Origin of the sequence: Streptomyces sp. x-80 (genome assembly GCF_046549095.1) — a bacterium.
Classification (GTDB): Bacteria; Actinomycetota; Actinomycetes; order Streptomycetales; family Streptomycetaceae; genus Streptomyces; species Streptomyces celluloflavus.
The window spans coordinates 379,460-395,906 of the sequence record NZ_JAJPWM010000001.1; the positions used below are offsets into that span (position 1 = coordinate 379,460).

The window sequence follows — 16,447 nt, forward strand, 5'->3', positions numbered from 1 at the left end:
CGCCGACAGCCGGGGCCGAGACCGGCGACGTACGCCAGCAGCGAGGAAGGAACACCCCTCATGAGCACCACCACCCCCCACGGAACACCGCACACCCTCCGCACCGTCACCGGCCCGCTCGCCGTCGAGGCCGTACAGGGCCCCGTCCTCTCCCATGAGCACCTGGTCCTCGACCTCGACCAGAAGGGCGACCGCGCGGCCGTCCTGGAAGCCGGGGCGCACGGCGCCGCGGTCACCACCGAACTCGCCGCGCTGCGCGAGGAGTTCGGACTCTCCGTGGTCATCGAGCTGACCTGCCGGGGCATGGGCCGCGACGTCCGCGCCCTCCACCGGATCTCCCGGGACGCGAACGTTGCCGTCGTCGCCGCCACCGGCTGGTACTACGAACCGTTCCACCCGCACGACCTGGACGGCGCCGGCGTCGAGCAGCTCACCGAAACCCTCGTCCGCGAGATCGACGGCGGCATCGGCGACACCGGCATCGCGCCGGGCGTCCTCGGCGAGGTCGGCAGCCACGGCGACCTGCCCAGCGAGCCGGAGACGCGCTCGCTGCGGGCCGCCGCGCGGGCCGCCGTCGCCACCGGCCTGTCCGTCTCCACGCACGCCCAGCTCGGACACGGCGGCCCGGCCCAGCTGGCGCTGCTGACCGGCGAGGGCCTGGCCCCGCACCGCATCGCCATCGGCCACCAGGACCTCCTCGACGACCCGGCCGTCCACAAGGACCTGGCCGCAGCCGGGGCGTACGTCGCCTTCGACACGGTCGGCAAGGAGAACTACCGGTCCGACGACGTACGGCTGCGGCTGCTGCTCGCGCTGATCGAGGCCGGATACGCCGACCGGGCGCTGCTGAGCTGCGACATCTCGCGCCACGGCTACCTGGAGTTCGAGGGCGGCCAGGGCTACGGCCACCTGCTGAGGTCCTTCCTGCCCAGGGTGCGGGCGGCGGGCGTGGACGAGGACCTGATCGACCTGATGACGCGCCGCAACCCGCTGCGCTTCCTGACCGGCGCGAGCGTGGAGGAGATCTGATCATGACCGCCGAAGGACCCGCCCTCCCCGAGACCTTCCCGCTCGCCACCGTCCCGGTCGACGACGCCGTCGCCACGCAGTTCCGGCTGCTGGAGCGCGTCGCCGCGCACTTCGAGGGCGACGAGCTGTTCACCGCCGACGCCGGCGTCGTGCCCGGCCTCGGCCGGCCGCGGACGACCGCCAAGGCCGAGGCCGTGCTCGCCGACTTCTTCGGCGCCGAGGACGCCGCGCTCGTCCAGGGCGCCGGCACCGGGGCGATCCGCGCCGCCCTCAGCGCCGCCGTCGGCGCCGGCGACCCGCTGCTCATCCACCGGGCACCCGTCTACCGCACCACCGACGTCACCCTGCGCGGCCTCGGCGTCGAGACCGTCGAGGCCGACTTCAACGACCCGGCGGCCCTGACGGAGGCCCTGGGCTCCGGCCGGTTCCGCTGGGCCTATGTGCAGCACACCCGGCAGCGGCTCGGTGACTCCTACGACCCGGGCGCGATCCTCGCGGCCTGCGCCGAGGCCGGGGTACGCACCCTCGTCGACGACAACTACGCCGTACTGCGGGTGCCCGCCGGCGGCGTCGAACTCGGCGCCGACGCCTCCTGCTTCTCCCTGTTCAAGCTGCACGGGCCCGAGGGCGTCGGGGTCGTCGTCGGCGCCCGTGACCTCGTCGCGCACGTCCGCGCGGACAACTACTCGGGCGGCGGCCAGGTCCAGGGCCACCAGGCGCTCGACGCGCTGCGCGCCCTCACCCACGTGCCCGTGATGTGGGCGGTGCAGTCCCGCGTCGGCGCGGAGGTCGCCGAACGGCTCACCGCCGGCGAGGTGCCGGGCGTGGCCGAGGTACGGATCGCCAACGCGCAGGACCGCTGCCTCCTCGTCCGCCTCGACCGCCCCGTGGCCCGCGAACTGCCCGCCATGGCCAAGAAGTTCGGCGCCGCGCCCTACCCCGTGGGTTCCAACTCCCGGTACGAGATCGCGCCGCTCTTCTACCGGATGTCCAGCTCGTCCCTCGACGATTCCCCCGAACTCGCCGACTGGACGGTCCGGATCAACCCGATGCGCGCGGGCGCGGACCTCGTGATCGACATCCTGCGCCGCGCGCTCGACGCGACGGCCGCGGACCCGGCACCAGTGAAGGACTGACCGACCGTGTTCCTCGACAGCCTGCTCACCCGCAACCCCGAGCTGGTCGACACCGCGGCCGACCTCCACCGGCGCGGCGAGATCCCGCCCGACACCTACGTCATGGACCTCGACGCCATCGAGTCCAACGCCCGGCTGCTCGCGGCCGAGGCGGACCGGCTCGGCCTGACCCTGTGGTTCGTCGTCAAGCAGCTCGGCCGCAACCCCGAGCTGATCAAGGCCATCGCCCGGCACATCCCGCGGTACGCCGCCATCGACGCGCCCGAGGCCCGCACCCTGCACGCGGCGGGCGCCCGCGCGGGCAACCTCGGCCACCTCGTGCAGATCCCGCACCGCGACCTGCCCGAGATGCTCGCCTGGCGGCCGGAGACGGTCACCGTCTACGACCTGGCCAACGCCCGCGCGGTCTCCGCCGCCGCCCAGGACCTCGGCTTCACGCAGGACATCCTCATCCGCCTCGAAGGCGCGCCGGGGTCGGTCTACCCGGGCCAGGAAGGCGGGGTTCCGCCGGCCGGGCTCGACGGGTTCGCGGCGGTGGTGGAGCAGCTGCCCGGCGTACGCATCGCGGGCGTCACGGCCTTTCCCTGCGTCCTGTGCGACCCGCACACCGGGGTGCCGCGGCCCACGCCTACCTTCGAACTGACCCTCAAGGCACGCACGCTGCTGGCAGGGCGCGGACACCAGGACCTGAAGCTGAGCGCCCCGAGCGCGACCTCCGTGGCCTCGCTGCCGCTGCTCGCCGAACTGGGCGCCACCCACGGGGAGCCGGGCCACTCCCTCACCGGCACCACACCGCTGCACGCCCACGACGTCACCCAGCCCGAGAAGCCCGCGTACGTCTACGTCACCGAGGTCGCGCACACCCTCGCGGACGGCCGCCCGGCGGTGTTCGGCGGCGGTTTCTACCCCCGCGCGCACATCCGGAGCGCACTGCTGCCGCGCACCGGCCTGCGCCTGCCGGTGCAGGACTCGCCCGCCGAGAACATCGACTACTACCGCCTCCTCGACGCGCCCGCGCCGGGACAGGACGTGCGGGCGGGCGACACCGCCCTGCTCGCCTTCCGCACACAGATCTTCGTCACCCGCGCCAAGGTCGCCGTCGTCGCCGGCCTGTCCACCGGCGAGCCGCGCCTGGCCGGCCTGTACGACACCCAGGGAAGGGAGTACTGATCATGGCCAAGACCGTCATCGTCGTCATCGACGGATTCGGCGTCGGCGCGATGCCGGACGCGGGGGCCCTGCGCCCCGGTGACCTGGCCGCCGACACCTGCGGGCACGTCCTGGACCGGTGCCGCGAGGCGCTCGGCCGTCCACTGCGCCTGCCCGCGCTCGGCGCGCTCGGCCTGGGTCTGGTCCACCCCCACCCGGACCTGGCCCGGCACACCCGCCTCCCGGTCGCGGTGGGCCGGGCCGCGCTCGGCTATCCCGGTGCGGACACCTTCGCGGGCCATCAGACGATGATGGGCGCCGACTTCAGCAAGGTGACGGTGGCGCGGCTCGCCACCCACCTGGACGAGGTCACCCAGACCCTGGAGGACGCCGGCCACCGGGTCGAACTCCTCGGCGGAAAGCCCCTGTTGATCGTCGACGGCGCCGTCCTCGTGCACGACAACCTGGAGGCCGACCCGGGCATCAACTGGAACGCCTCGGCCCGGCTGGAGGACATCGGCTTCGACGGGCTGCTGTCCATCGCCCGTACGGTGCGGTCCGTGGCGCCCGTCGCCCGGGTCATCGCGGTGGGCGGGCACGCGGAGCGGCCGCTGTCGGAGTCCGTACGCGAAGGGGACGCCGGCACGGTCGGGCTGGACACCCCGGCGACCGGGTTCTACCGCAACGGCGGGCTCCAGGTGCAGCATCTCGGCGCGCCACTCGACCACGCCCGGCAACTGCCCGACCTCGCCGCGCGGGCCGGGATTCCGGTGACGCTGGTCGGCAAGGCGGCGGACATCCTGGCCTGCGACGAGGCGGTGCGGCGGCCCGCGGTGCCCACCGCGGACGTCCTCGCCCACACCCTGGAGGCCGTCCGCGCCGAGGGCGACGCGCTGGTCGTGGCCAACGTCCAGGAGAGCGACCTGGCGGGACACCAGCAGGACGCCGTGCGCTACGGACGGATCCTGGAACAGGCCGACGCGGGCCTGGCGGCGCTGACCGCGCTGCTCGGCGCCCCGGGTGACCGGCTCATCGTCACCGGCGACCACGGCAACGACCCGACGATCGGACACGCCTACCACACGCGCGAGTACGTCCCCGTGCTCATCCACCGCCCCGGCATACCCGGAGTGGAGCTGCTGCCGGACGCGGGAAGCCTTGCGGACGTGGGGGCGACGGCCGCGGTTTCGCTGGGCCTCGACCCGGCCGGACTGGCGAACGGAGCGGAGATCGGACGGGCCCCGGCCACGGAGGCGTGAGCGGCAGGGGCCCGGCAACCTGAACAGGCGGGCGCGCTCACGCATCTGGCGCCGGGAGGCAGCGGAAGGCGACCACCGTCCGCGCCGGACAGGCCACCGAGCGCCCGGCCATTCCGAAGGCCGGACGCCGCGGGGAGTCCCGAAGAGGTGGTCCCGCGGCTGGTGACGGCCGGATTCCGCACCGGGGCTCCACTTCAACTCCCGTACAGCAACGGGAGGTTGAGGGCCCGCGCGGATGCCGTGGCCCCTCGGCCGCTCCCTGAGGGCTGTCCCGTCATACCTGGTGGGCGCGCGACGACAGCTACGGCACCTCGCCGCGTTGTCGGAACGTCCACATACACCCGGTATGCGGACGCTCCTCCGCCGTGCGATGCACCGCATCTGACGCCGCGCGCTGATCCACCAGGTATGACGGGACAGCCCTCAGCGCCCGCTCACCCGCCGGGAATCGTCCAGGTGAGAACGGTGGATTGCAGAAAGGCGAGCACACAGAAGACCGCGAGCAGTGCGAGGCTCCAGCCGATGACCTTGCGCAGTATGTCGCCCTCCTTTCCGGGAAGTCCCACGGCGCCGGCGGCGATGGCGAGATTCTGCATCGCGGCGGCCTTTCCCTGGACTCCGCCCGTGCTGTTGGTGGCGGCCATGAGGAGAGGGGAAATCCCGATACGGTGCGCCGCGGCGATCTGCATTCCTCCGAAGAGCGCGTTCGACGAGGTGTCGGATCCGGTGAGGGCCACGCCGAACCAGCCGAGGAATCCGGAGAGCAGGGCGAATACGCTGCCCAGCCCGGCGAGCCAGGTGCCGAGCGAGACGGCCATACCGGAGAGATTCATGACGTAGGAGAGCGCGAGGACACAGCTGATGGTCAGTACGGCCCAGCGGATCTGCCGGAACGCCTGGCCGTAACAGCGCAGGGCGGCGCGGGGCGGTACGCGGAGCACGAGTGCCGTCAGGAGTCCGGTGAGCAGCAGCATGGTGCCGGAGGTGCCGAGCCAGTTGAGATCGAAGGTGGCCGCCGTGACCGGCGTGCCCTGCGGACTCAGCACGTTCAGACCGGGCCAGCGGAAGGTCACGCCCTGGTCGTGGACGAACCGTTCCACCGGCCCCTCGACGGAGGTGAGCGCGAACAGCACGGTCAGCAGGGCATAGGGGGAGAACGCCTTGAGGACTTCGCGACGGTGCCGGGTGCCGGGGTCTTCCGTGCGGAGGGTGGTGGCGGCAGGGGCGGCGAGTGTGGTGGTGGCGGGTGCGGCCCGGGGGGTGCCCGGAGGTGCCGGCGGCCCGGTGGGGGGCGGGGGCGCCGGACGGGTGGGTTCGGCCGGTGCCGGTGACCAGAAGCGCAGGAGCAGGACCACGGCGCCGGTCGCGGTGGTGGCGGCGACCAGGTCGGTGAGCTGTTCCACGAAGAAGTTGGAGCAGACGAACTGGCCGGCCCCGAAGCCCAGTCCCGCCACGAGCGCGGCCGGCCACACCTGGCGCAGCCCGCGCCTGCCGTCGAGGATCAGCAGCAGGGCGAAGGGGACGAGGAACGCGATGACCGCCGACTGACGGCCGACCATGGCCCCCAGTTCGTCGGCCGGCAGTGAGGTGGCCTTCGCCAGGGCTTCGATGGGATTGCCCACCGAACCGAACGCCGCCGGGGCGGTGTTGGCGAAGGTGGCGACGGCCGCGGCCTTGAGGGGGGTGAGACCGATCGTCATGAGGATGAGCGCGGTGACGGCGATCGGCGTACCGAAGCCCGACAGTGATTCGATCATCGCCCCGAAACAGAAGGCGACCACTATCGCCTGTACGCGGAAATCGGTGGAGAGGGACGAGAAAGCCCGGCCGATGATGTCGAAATGGCCGCTGGCGCGCTGGAGTTTGTTGATCCAGACCGCGTTGAGAATGATCCAGACGATGGGGAGCAGGCCGAATGCCGCGCCTTCCAGGGCGCCGTCCGCGGCCTGCCGGAGCGGCATTCCGTAAACGCTCACGGCGAGAACGAGTGCCACGGCGAGGCCGGTGAGCCCGGCCCAGTGGGATTTCATGCGCACGGCGCCCAGAAGTATCAGCAGGACCAGAAGAGGAAGGGCGGCGAGAAGAGCGGAGAAGGGGAGGTGCCCGAGCGGATCGATTTCTTGACGGTACACGCGTGAGGCTCGCTTCCTTGAGGTGCCGGAGACCGGCCGCGAGTGCGCTCAGTTGGGCCCCGGCATACAGCCGGAACCCGATTACTTCCGACGAATGGAAGCTGGTTTCCGCCTTGCGAGCATGGGAGCGGCTCTTCCGGTGCGTCAAGATGCCGTGCGTGAGGAATCCGCGTCGCCGCGGCGGACCGTCAGGGGCCGTCGTCGCCGCGGGCCGCCCCGTCCAGGCCGCGCGCGATGTCCCGGGCCGCCGTCCGCACGAGGGCGCCGAAGGCGGCGCGGCTCTCCTCGGTCATCCGGCTCGTCGGCACGTTGACGCTGATGCTCGCGACCACCCGTCCCGAGCCGAGGACGACCGGGGCGGCGACCGCAGAGACATCCGCCCGCCATTCACCGCTGTTGGTCGCGTACCCCCGCTCCCGGATCGCCACCAGTTCCGCGCGCAGCCGGTCCGGCTCCGTGTTCGTGGTGTCCGTGTGCCGGGGGAGTCCGTTCGCGAGCAGTTCCTCGACCGGCTCCGGCCCGCCTGCCGCCAGTACCGCCTTGCCGTTGGCCGACGCGTGCAGCGGCAGGTCGGTGCCGAGCGGCAGCACGATGCGCACCGGCTGTGCGGTCTCCAGCCGCTCGACGAGCACCACCTTGCCGCCCTCCGGCACGGCCAGATGCACCGTCTCGTCGGTGCGGGCGCGCAACGTCTCCATCACCGGCACCGCCACGTCGCGCAGCCCGAGTTCGCCGGTCGCCCGCCGCCCCACCTGGAGGGCCTTCGTGGTGACGACCCAGCGGGTCAGCTCGCCGCCCGCGGGGCGGATCCAGCCCGCCGTCTGCAACGTACGCAGGGCGCGCTGCGCGGTGCTCTTGGGGAGGCCCGTCTCCTGCGCGACGGCGGCGACGCCCACCGGCTGCCGCGCGGCCACGGCCTCCAGCACCCGCAGCGCGTTCAGCACGTTCTGCACCGTTGACTCCTCGATCGGCGGCTGACTACCCTCCATGTGCCACCGTACGGTACGGCGTGCCGTAATACGGCACAAGATGTGAGAGGCGGTCAAGCGTGACCCTCCACTCCGGCCGGCACTTCCTCCAGATCCCCGGCCCCACGAACGTCCCGGAGCAGGTACTGCGCGCCATCGCGGCACCGACCATCGACCACCGCGGCCCCGAATTCGCCGCCCTGACCCGCCGGTTGCTGGACGCGCTGAAGCCGGTCTTCGGCACCGGCGGACCGATCGTGATCTACCCCGCGTCCGGCACCGGTGCCTGGGAGGCGGCCCTGGTGAACACGCTCAGCCCCGGGGACCGGGTGCTGTGCTTCGAGACCGGGCACTTCGCCACACTCTGGCGGGAGATGGCGCAGCGGCTCGGCCTGGACGTCACCTGTCTGCCCGGCGACTGGCGGCACGGCGCCGACCCGGCCGCGGTCGCCGACGTACTCGGCGCGGACCGGGCACACACCGTCAAGGCGGTCTGCGTGGTGCACAACGAGACCTCCACCGGCGTGACCAGCCGCGTCCCGGACATCCGGCGCGCCATCGACGAGACCGCACACCCCGCCCTGCTCCTGGTCGACACGGTCTCCTCCCTCGGCTCCCTCGACTACCGGCACGACGAATGGGGCGTCGACGTCACGGTCGCCGGCTCCCAGAAGGGGCTGATGCTGCCGCCCGGACTGAGCTTCAACGCCATCAGCGACAAGGCGCTGCACGCGTCGCGCACCGCGCGCCTGAGCGCGTCCTACTGGGACTGGGCACCGGTCATCGCGGCCAACGAGAGCGGCTACTTCCCCCACACCCCGGCGACCAACCTGCTCTACGGCCTCGAAGAGGCGCTCCGGATGCTGTACGCCGAGGGCCTGCCGGCCGTCTTCGCCCGCCACGCCCGGCACGCCCGCGCCACCCGGGCGGCCGTCCACGCCTGGGGACTTGAGGTGCTCTGCGCCGACGAACGGGAGTACTCCGGCTCGCTGACCGCCGTGCTCACCCCGCCCGGCGTGGACGCCGACGCCGTGCGCGAGACCGTCCTGGAACGGTTCGACATGTCCCTGGGGGCGGGACTCGGCCGGCTCGCCGGCCGGGTCTTCCGTATCGGGCACCTGGGCCACTTCAACGACCTGACGCTCGCCGGAACCCTCGCCGGGGTGCAGATGGGTCTCCAGCTCTCCGGCGTGCCGGCTGATCCGCGGGGCGTCAACGCGGCGCTCGACGTGCTGCGTTCCGCCTGAGCGGCCCGTACCGCACGCTCCGGGCGCCGCGCTCCGCGCGCTGGCACCGCTACCCGGCACCACGCACCCGACACCGCCCACCCGGCAATACCGCACGCGGTAAGGAGAAGGAGAAGAGGAGCATGACCGTCACCGACGACAGCCCCGCCGACGCGCACACCACCGACACGCGAGGGCTGCGGGACCGGCTCGCACGCGACCTGAAGGGCGAGGTCCGGTTCGACGACTACACCCGCGGGCTGTTCTCCCGCGACGCCAGCATGTACGCGATCACCCCGCTCGGCGTGGTGTTCCCGCGCGATGCCGACGATGTGGCCGCGGCCGTCGCGGCCGCCGCCGCGTACGGTGTTCCCCTCGTGCCGCGCGGCGCCGCCACCAGCCTCGCCGGCCAGACGGTCGGGCCCGGCCTGGTCATCGACCTGTCACGGCACCTGGACCGGATCATCGAGATCGACCCCCGGCGCCGCACCGCACTGGTGGAGCCCGGCGTCGTACAGGACCAGCTGAACCGGGCCGCCGCCCCCTTCGGCCTGATGTTCGGCCCCGACACCTCGACCAGCAACCGCGCCACCATCGGCGGCATGATCGGCAACAACTCGGCCGGCAGCGGTTCCCTCCGCCACGGCATGACGATCGACCACGTCCGGGAACTGGACGTGGTGCTGGCCGACGGCAGCCGCGCACATTTCGCCCCGCTCGACGAGACGGACCGCGCCGCGCGCGCACAACTCCAGACCATGGAAGGGGAGTTGTACCGCAGACTGCCGGAGATCCTCCGCGACAACGCGCAGGCCATCGCGGACGGATTCCCGCGATTCTGGCGCCGGGCCGGCGGATACCGGCTCGACCGGCTCGCCCGCCAGGACCTCCCGTTCGACCTGGCCAAGTTCGTCGTCGGTTCCGAGGGGACGCTCGCGGTCGTCACGAGGGCACTCGTCGATCTCGTCCCCAAACCCGCGCACACCGTCATCGCCGTCGGTCACTTCACCTCGACCCAGAACGCCATCGCCGCCACCGGCGACGCCCTGGCCTGCGACCCCTCCGCCGTGGAGCTGCTGGACCGGACGATTCTCGACCTGTCCCGCCAGAAGATCGAATACGCCTCCCTCGGGACGGTCCTGCACGGCGACCCCGACGCCCTGCTGTTCGTGTCCTTCACCGGCGACGACGAGGACGCCCTGCGGGAGCAGTTGGCGCGACTGTCCGGCCGCTGGCAGCGCAACGGGCACGGCTACCACACCCTCCCGGCCGTCACCCCGCGGCAGCAGTCCGCCCTCCTGAAGGTGCGCAAGGCCGGACTCGGACTCCTGATGGCCGCCGGCGAGGGGACGCGCCGCCCGCTGGCGTTCGTCGAGGACACCGCCGTCGACCCCGTCCACCTGGCCGACTACACCCGCCGGTTCAAGGAGACCCTCGACAAGTACGGCATGACGGCCGGGTTCTACGGCCACTGCTCCGTCGGATGCCTGCACATCCGCCCGTTCGTCGACCTCACCGACCCCGCGCAGGTGCACCGGATGCGCGCCGTCGCCGAGGAGATCAAGGACCTGGTGACGGAGTACGGCGGCGTCAACTCCAGCGAGCACGGCGACGGCCTGGCCCGCAGCGAGTTCAACCGCGAGATCTTCGGCGACGAACTGTACGAGGCCATGCGGCAGGTGAAGCGGGTCTTCGACCCGGACCACCGGATGAACCCCGGCAAGATCGTCGACGCGCCGCCGATGACGGACAACCTGCGGGATCCCGCGCTCCCCGCCGCCGGACCGATCCGTACCCACCTCTCCTTCGAAGTCGTCGGGGGGATGCGCGCGGCGGCGGACCGCTGCATGAACATCGGCCTGTGTCGCAAGAGCGGCACCGGCACGATGTGCCCGTCGTACATGGCGACCCGGCGCGAGGAGGACTCCACCCGAGGACGGGCGAACGCGCTGGTGCAGGCGTTGTCGGAACCGGACCCGAAGGCGGCCCTCGGCGACGAGCGGCTGCACGAGGTGCTCGACCTGTGCCTGATGTGCAAGGCGTGCAAGAGCGAATGCCCGCTCGGCGTCGACATGGCCACCCTCAAGAGCGAGGCGCTGTCCCACTACCACGAGCAGCACGGCACGCCGCTGCGCTCCCGCCTCTTCGGCGCCGTCCGCCTGCTCAACCGGCTGGGCTCCGCCACCGCCCCGCTGTCGAACCTGCCGGGCCGGCTCCGCCCGCTGCGACGGCTGATGGCCCGCGTCCCCGGCATCGCCGCCGCCCGGCCGCTGCCCGTCTTCGTACGCCGCAACCTGGTGCGCTGGTTCCGTCGGCGCGATCAACCCGACGTCGCGGCCACCCAGGGCCAGGTCACCTTCCTCGCCGATTCGTTCACCACCTATACGGAACCGGACATCGGCCGGGCCGCCATCGAACTGCTGGAGCGCGCCGGCTGGCAGGTCCGGCTGAGCAGCGGCGGCTGCTGTGGTCGCGCCGCCCTCTCCAAGGGCCTGCTGGTGGACGCCGCACGCGAGGCCCGCGCGCTCGCCGGGCATCTCGTGGCGACCACGGACCCCGGGTCACCGATCGTCGGCTGCGAACCCTCCTGCCTCATGACTCTGCGCGACGAGCATCTGGCGCTGCTCCCGGACGACCCGGCGGTCAAGGACATCGCCGGCCGGGTCCGCCAGGTGGAGGAACTGCTCGCCGAAGCCATCGACGACGGACGGCTGCGCCTCGGCGACGACTCCTGGCCGGCCGGCCGCCGGCTGCTCTACCACGGGCACTGCCATCAGAAGGCGGCGGTCGGCACGGCGGCGACCGTGGACCTGCTGCGGCGCATACCCGGCGTCGAAGTCGTCGAACTGGACGCGGGATGCTGCGGAATGGCAGGCTCCTTCGGCTTCGAGACCGAGCACTACGACCTGTCGATGCAGATCGGCGCCGACCGGCTGTTCCCCGCGATCCGCACGGAAGACTCCGGCACCGTGATCGTGGCCACCGGCGTCTCCTGCCGCCAGCAGATCTCCCACGGCACGGAACGCCACGCCTGGCACCCGGTCCAGCTGCTGCGCGAAGCGGCGCTGTGAGGCGATGGGGTCCTGTGACGCGATGCGGTCACGGGCCCGTCCGCTGTTGCCGAGGTCCTCGGGAGTGGGGGGCGGTGCGCCGGTCGGCGGGCAGGCAGGCGGGGGAGTCCCCGGCCTTTCCGACGAGGAACCCCCGTCTTCTCGCGCAGCCGGCGCGGTATCGGGACCGCCTGCCGGCGCGGGCCCAGCGCCCGCGAACCCTTCGGGGTTCCCATCCGGACTCCCGAGGCCGGAGTCCGGTCGCCCGAGGGGGAGCCACCGCCAACGCACATACCTTGACAGCGTTCCTGACATGGGCATATATGACGCTATACCAGTTGTAGTCACGGAGACACCGGCGCATCCCGCGTCGACGGAGTGGAACGACGGGCCGCACACCGGGCCTGTCCGGGATCGGTGCCGACAGGCGTTGATCCGAACGGTCCTGGGCGCGGTGCGTGCTTGCTGCTGGTGCTCTGAACAAGTTCATGATGCCAGCCCACTCGACGGGAGACTGATCAACGATGTTCACTTTTGGTCGGGGCAGAGCGCGGAAGGCCGCGCTCGCATTCCTGGCCGCAGCAGCGCTCGCGGTCGGCACGACGGCAATGACCCCCGCGGCGGCAGCGCCCGCCAAGAACGGGCCGACCTCGGTGGCCTATATCGAGGTCAACAGCAACAGCATGCTCAACGTCGGCAAATACACGCTGGCCAACGGTGGCGGCAACGTGTTCGACGTCGCCGTCATCTTCGCCGACCACGAAGAAGTCGGCGTACCTGTACTTCAACGACAATGTGCAGCGCGTCCTCGACAACGCGGAGACCCAGATCCGGCCGTTGCAGGCCAAGGGCATCAAGGTCATGCTGTCGGTGCTCGGCAACCACCAGGGCGCCGGCTTCGCCAACTTCCCGTCCAAGGACGCGGCCTCGGCGTTCGCCAAGCAGTTGTCCGACACCGTGAGCAAGTACGGGCTGGACGGCATCGACTTCGACGACGAGTACGCCGAGTACGGGAAGAACGGCACCGGCCAACCCAACGACAGCTCTTTCGTCCACCTGGTTTCCGCGTTGCGCGACAACATGCCCAACAAGCTCATCTCCCTTTACAACATCGGCCCGTCGGCATCGAGCCTGTCCTACGGTGGCGTGGACATCTCGTCGAAGTTCAACTACGCCTGGAACCCGTACTACGGCACGTGGGGTGTTCCGGGAATCTCACTGCCCAAGTCGGGCCTCTCGCCGGCGGCCGTCGAGATCGGAGCGACGCCCACGAGCACCGCGGCCAGCTTCGCCAAGCGAACCGTGAGTGAAGGTTACGGCGTGTACCTGACGTACAACCTGGACGGTTCCGACCAGCACACCTATATCTCCAGCTTCACCAAGGAGTTGTACGGCAGCGACGCCGTCTACACCCCGTAAGGCCCTGGCCGGCTTCCGGCGGTGGTGCGCCGGAAGCCGGCCAGGACCCCGGTTTCGACCTGCGCCTCCCCGCACCCCGGCCCTCTGCCCCGCACCCGCCCCGCCACAGACCAGGAGCGTTGTTCACGGGGTTCACCAGCCCTTTCCGTAAAAGGGGAGGGCGGTGACGGTCGTGACGAGGCCCGGGAGGGCGGTGAGGGGGCCGCGGTAGCGGGTGGCCAGGATTTTCCCGTCCTTCAGATAGGCGAACACCCTCTCCACAGCGGCACGGAGCGTGCCGACGGACCGGTTGAAGACCTGGCCCGCTGCATACCGTTCCCGACCTGGTGGTTTCCGGCGGACGGTGAGCATGCCCGTGCCGACGTCGCCCAGGTCACCGCTGGCTTGCCAACGCGGACTGACGCCGGGCACACACCTCGGGCCGGCCCCCGGGCACAGGCTCCGACGGAGGTCGGGACCAAAGCCCCTACGCGCAGTGGAAGATCGCCGGTTGCATTGCTGCCCACCGCGTTACTCCGTTCACGACGTTTCCTCCGTTCCGCCCCTTATCGGATTGGGACCTCCATGAGCCATGTCTCCAGGCGGCGCCTGCTCGCCCTCGCCCCGGCCGCCGGCCTCGCCGCAGCCGTCCCCGTTTCCCTCGCCACTGCCGGCACCGCGGCGGCCGCCCCCGGCCGACCTGGTGCCGGGCCGGGCACCGCGAAGGGCAAGGCTGCGGCCCGCTCGTTGCAGGAGATCACGGACGAGTGGGGAAAGTGGATGGCCAAGGAGCGCTTCCCCGGCTCCCACGGCTGTCGGTTCACCGCGTCCACCGACTACGGCAAGCGGAGCGCGCTCGCTGATTACCACAAATACCAGGTCAGCGCGGAGTACAGCGGCATCACGTACGACCCCAAGGCCCCCTCGCCCATACCGGGCCAGGCCAGCTCCGTGACCACCAACTACCGCAACGGGTCGGCGGTCGAACAGAGCGTCACGTACAAGCAGAGCAAGACGACCGAGCAGGACCTACGGATCTCGGTCACGGAGTCGTTGAAGATCGGTGTCACCGTCGAGGTCTCGGCGGAAATCCCGGCCGTGGCGAAGGTCAGCGAGACCACCTCGATCGAGACGAACCTCTCCTCGACGCAGGAGTTCACGCACAAGGAGACGCAGAACTGGAGCGTCGACCTCCCGCTCAGGATTCCGCCGCAGTCGCTCATCGAGGCGTCGCTCGTGGTCGGCACCCAGAAGTACGACATCGACTGGACGGCCACCGTGAACCTGGCGGGAAACGTGGCGATCTGGTTCGAGGAGAAGGTCGACCTCAATCACGACGGTGACTACCACTGGCTCTGGTTCGTCCCCATCGAGGAAGTGTTCCGTGACTGCCGCGCCCACTCGATCGTCGACACGGCAGGCTACGAGATCACCACGGACGGCGTGGACGCCTTCGCGAGCGGGAAGTTCGGCGGGGGCCAGGGAGTGTCCCTCAACGTGAACGTCATCCAGAAGGACCTCACCGGGCATGAGCGGAGCAGCGCGCCACGGACGATCCCGGTCCCGCTGAGCCAGAACGGCGCGAAGGTCATCCGGGCCGGCCGCTGACCGGTCGGCGTCGCCCGGGACCCCCGGGCCAACTTCCCGTGGCGGAGCAGCCGCGCTGATCCGACCGTGAACCGCACCGTGCCGGAGATGACGTAGAGACCCTCGTCGTGCTGGGCGTGGCGGTGCTGCGGCGGTCCGGGCGTGTGCGGCGGATCCGGCGTCGGACGCCTGCCTTCTGCCGCCCCTCGCCATGCGTAGTGACCTGCTTCGCACGCAGCACGCCGGCACGCGCCACGCGCCACGCGACCTGGAACGGCGCGGACGTGTGGGACCCGTGTGGGATCTGGCCCTGGCTGGTTGACGGGTGTCAGGCGCGGCGGCGGAGGGCGTCGGGGGTGAGGTCGGCGAGGGTGGGGTAGCCGTCGACGGCCATGAGCAGGTCGGCCTCGGCCAGCAGGGAACGCAGGACGTGGACGACGCCGTCGGTGCCGGCGAGCGTCAGGCCGTAGAGATAGGGGCGGCCGATGCCGACCGCGGTGGCGCCCAGGGCGAGGGCCTTGATGATGTCCGCTCCGGTGCGGACACCGGAGTCGAACAGGACGGGCAGGCCGTCGGCGGCCTCGGCCACTTCCGGCAGGGCGTCGAGCGCGGGCAGGCCGCCGTTGGCCTGCCGGCCGCCGTGGTTGGAGCAGTAGACGCCGTCCACGCCGCCGTCCTTGGCGCGACGGGCGTCGTCGGGGTGGCAGATGCCCTTGAGGAGCAGCGGCAGGTCGGTGATCGACCGCAGCCAGGGCAGGTCGTCCCAGGTCAGGGGGTTGCCGAAGATCTTCGCCCAGTGCCTCACCGCCGCGGTCGGGTCGTCTTCGGGAGCCTTGGCGAGCCGGGCGCGGAAGACCGGATCGCTGGTGTAGTTGGCCAGACAGTGGCCGCGCAGCTGGGGGAAGTTGCCGGCCGCCAGATCACGGGGCCGCCAGCCGGTGATCCAGGTGTCGAGGGTGACCACGATGCCCTGGAAGCCCGCGGCCTCGGCCCGGTGGACCAGGCTCTCGGCCACCTCCCGGTCGGTGGGCGTGTAGAGCTGGAAGAAGCCGGGCGTGTCGCCGAACTCGGCGGCGACCCGCTCCATCGGATCGACGGTCAGGGTGGAGGCGATCATCGGCACACCGGTGCGGGCGGCGGCGCGGGCGGTGGCGAGGTCACCGTGGCCGTCCTGGGCACACAGACCGAGCACCCCGACCGGGGCCATGAACAGCGGCGTGGGCAGACGCATCCCGAACAGGTCGACGGACAGGTCGCGCCGGGTGGGACTGACCATCATGCGGGGGACGAGGCCCCACTGCTCGAACGCGCCGACGTTGGCCCGCTGGGTGTACTCGTTGCCCGCACCGCCGACCACATAGGAGCGCACCGCGGGCGGCATCGCCGCCTCGGCCAGCGGCTCCAGATCGCCGGAGGTCATGGGCAGGCTCGGCACCACCCCGCGCAGCCCGGCAAGGTAGATCTCGTCCTGGTAGTCGGCGAACGCCATGACCCAGCCCTCCTGCCCGCCCGC

The 16,447-nt window shown here is 71.5% G+C and carries 11 protein-coding genes and 1 pseudogene; 8 read left to right on the forward strand and 4 right to left on the reverse strand.

What is annotated here, in order from left to right:
- The first annotated feature begins 60 nt into the window (after window positions 1-60).
- From ACLJWH_RS01465 to ACLJWH_RS01480, 4 genes are read left to right on the forward strand one after another with little or no spacing between them, the layout of a single operon-like run.
- Window positions 61-1,029, forward strand: a complete 969-nt coding sequence (locus ACLJWH_RS01465) for a phosphotriesterase (protein WP_411139671.1) — start codon at window positions 61-63, stop codon at window positions 1,027-1,029.
- 2 nt (window positions 1,030-1,031) lie between these two features.
- Complete coding sequence (locus tag ACLJWH_RS01470; protein WP_411139672.1) at window positions 1,032-2,165, forward strand: aminotransferase class V-fold PLP-dependent enzyme; 1,134 nt, start codon at window positions 1,032-1,034, stop codon at window positions 2,163-2,165.
- A gap of 6 nt (window positions 2,166-2,171) precedes the next feature.
- Window positions 2,172-3,335, forward strand: a complete 1,164-nt coding sequence (locus ACLJWH_RS01475) for an alanine racemase (protein WP_411139673.1) — start codon at window positions 2,172-2,174, stop codon at window positions 3,333-3,335.
- Window positions 3,336-3,337: 2 nt separating this feature from the next.
- The gene (locus ACLJWH_RS01480) at window positions 3,338-4,573 is read left to right on the forward strand and encodes a phosphopentomutase (RefSeq protein WP_411139674.1); all 1,236 of its coding nucleotides are present in this window, start codon (window positions 3,338-3,340) and stop codon (window positions 4,571-4,573) included.
- Window positions 4,574-5,007: 434 nt separating this feature from the next.
- Here ACLJWH_RS01480 and ACLJWH_RS01485 read toward each other — a convergent pair whose 3' ends face one another.
- A complete protein-coding gene (locus tag ACLJWH_RS01485; RefSeq protein ID WP_411139675.1) occupies window positions 5,008-6,705 on the reverse strand; it encodes an L-lactate permease in 1,698 nt (565 codons plus the stop codon).
- Window positions 6,706-6,893: 188 nt separating this feature from the next.
- Window positions 6,894-7,658 carry an IclR family transcriptional regulator gene (locus ACLJWH_RS01490; protein ID WP_411139676.1) on the reverse strand — a complete coding sequence of 255 codons (765 nt, stop codon included), beginning with the start codon at window positions 7,656-7,658 and terminating at the stop codon, window positions 6,894-6,896.
- Between the two features lie 95 nt (window positions 7,659-7,753).
- Between ACLJWH_RS01490 and ACLJWH_RS01495 the strand changes: the two genes are divergently transcribed.
- From ACLJWH_RS01495 to ACLJWH_RS01505, 3 genes and pseudogenes are all read left to right on the forward strand, one after another.
- The gene (locus tag ACLJWH_RS01495) at window positions 7,754-8,920 is read left to right on the forward strand and encodes a pyridoxal-phosphate-dependent aminotransferase family protein (protein ID WP_411139677.1); all 1,167 of its coding nucleotides are present in this window, start codon (window positions 7,754-7,756) and stop codon (window positions 8,918-8,920) included.
- A gap of 122 nt (window positions 8,921-9,042) precedes the next feature.
- Window positions 9,043-11,970, forward strand: coding sequence for an FAD-binding and (Fe-S)-binding domain-containing protein (locus tag ACLJWH_RS01500; RefSeq protein WP_411139678.1), 2,928 nt, complete (start codon window positions 9,043-9,045; stop codon window positions 11,968-11,970).
- A 503-nt stretch (window positions 11,971-12,473) separates the two neighbouring features.
- A pseudogene (locus ACLJWH_RS01505) lies at window positions 12,474-13,368 on the forward strand (endo-beta-N-acetylglucosaminidase H).
- A 132-nt stretch (window positions 13,369-13,500) separates the two neighbouring features.
- On the opposite strand, the gene ACLJWH_RS01510 reads toward ACLJWH_RS01505, so the two are convergent.
- On the reverse strand, window positions 13,501-13,629 hold the full coding sequence (locus tag ACLJWH_RS01510) for a hypothetical protein (protein WP_411139679.1): 129 nt from the start codon (window positions 13,627-13,629) through the stop codon (window positions 13,501-13,503).
- Between the two features lie 303 nt (window positions 13,630-13,932).
- Between ACLJWH_RS01510 and ACLJWH_RS01515 the strand changes: the two genes are divergently transcribed.
- Window positions 13,933-14,955 (forward strand): ETX/MTX2 family pore-forming toxin, encoded by a 1,023-nt coding sequence (locus tag ACLJWH_RS01515; protein WP_411139681.1) that lies wholly within the window; start codon window positions 13,933-13,935, stop codon window positions 14,953-14,955.
- A gap of 307 nt (window positions 14,956-15,262) precedes the next feature.
- Here ACLJWH_RS01515 and ACLJWH_RS01520 read toward each other — a convergent pair whose 3' ends face one another.
- Window positions 15,263-16,423: an alpha-hydroxy-acid oxidizing protein gene (locus ACLJWH_RS01520; protein WP_411139902.1), complete on the reverse strand. Its 1,161-nt coding sequence runs from the start codon at window positions 16,421-16,423 to the stop codon at window positions 15,263-15,265.
- Between the last annotated feature and the right edge of the window lie 24 nt (window positions 16,424-16,447).

Coding starts and splice junctions, on each gene's coding strand:
- ACLJWH_RS01465 (WP_411139671.1), top strand. CDS start 61: ATGAGCACCACCACCCCCCACGGAACACCGCACACCCTCCGCACCGTC.
- ACLJWH_RS01470 (WP_411139672.1), top strand. CDS start 1,032: ATGACCGCCGAAGGACCCGCCCTCCCCGAGACCTTCCCGCTCGCCACC.
- ACLJWH_RS01480 (WP_411139674.1), top strand. CDS start 3,338: ATGGCCAAGACCGTCATCGTCGTCATCGACGGATTCGGCGTCGGCGCG.
- ACLJWH_RS01500 (WP_411139678.1), top strand. CDS start 9,043: ATGACCGTCACCGACGACAGCCCCGCCGACGCGCACACCACCGACACG.
- ACLJWH_RS01515 (WP_411139681.1), top strand. CDS start 13,933: ATGAGCCATGTCTCCAGGCGGCGCCTGCTCGCCCTCGCCCCGGCCGCC.
- ACLJWH_RS01520 (WP_411139902.1), bottom strand. CDS start 16,423: ATGGCGTTCGCCGACTACCAGGACGAGATCTACCTTGCCGGGCTGCGC.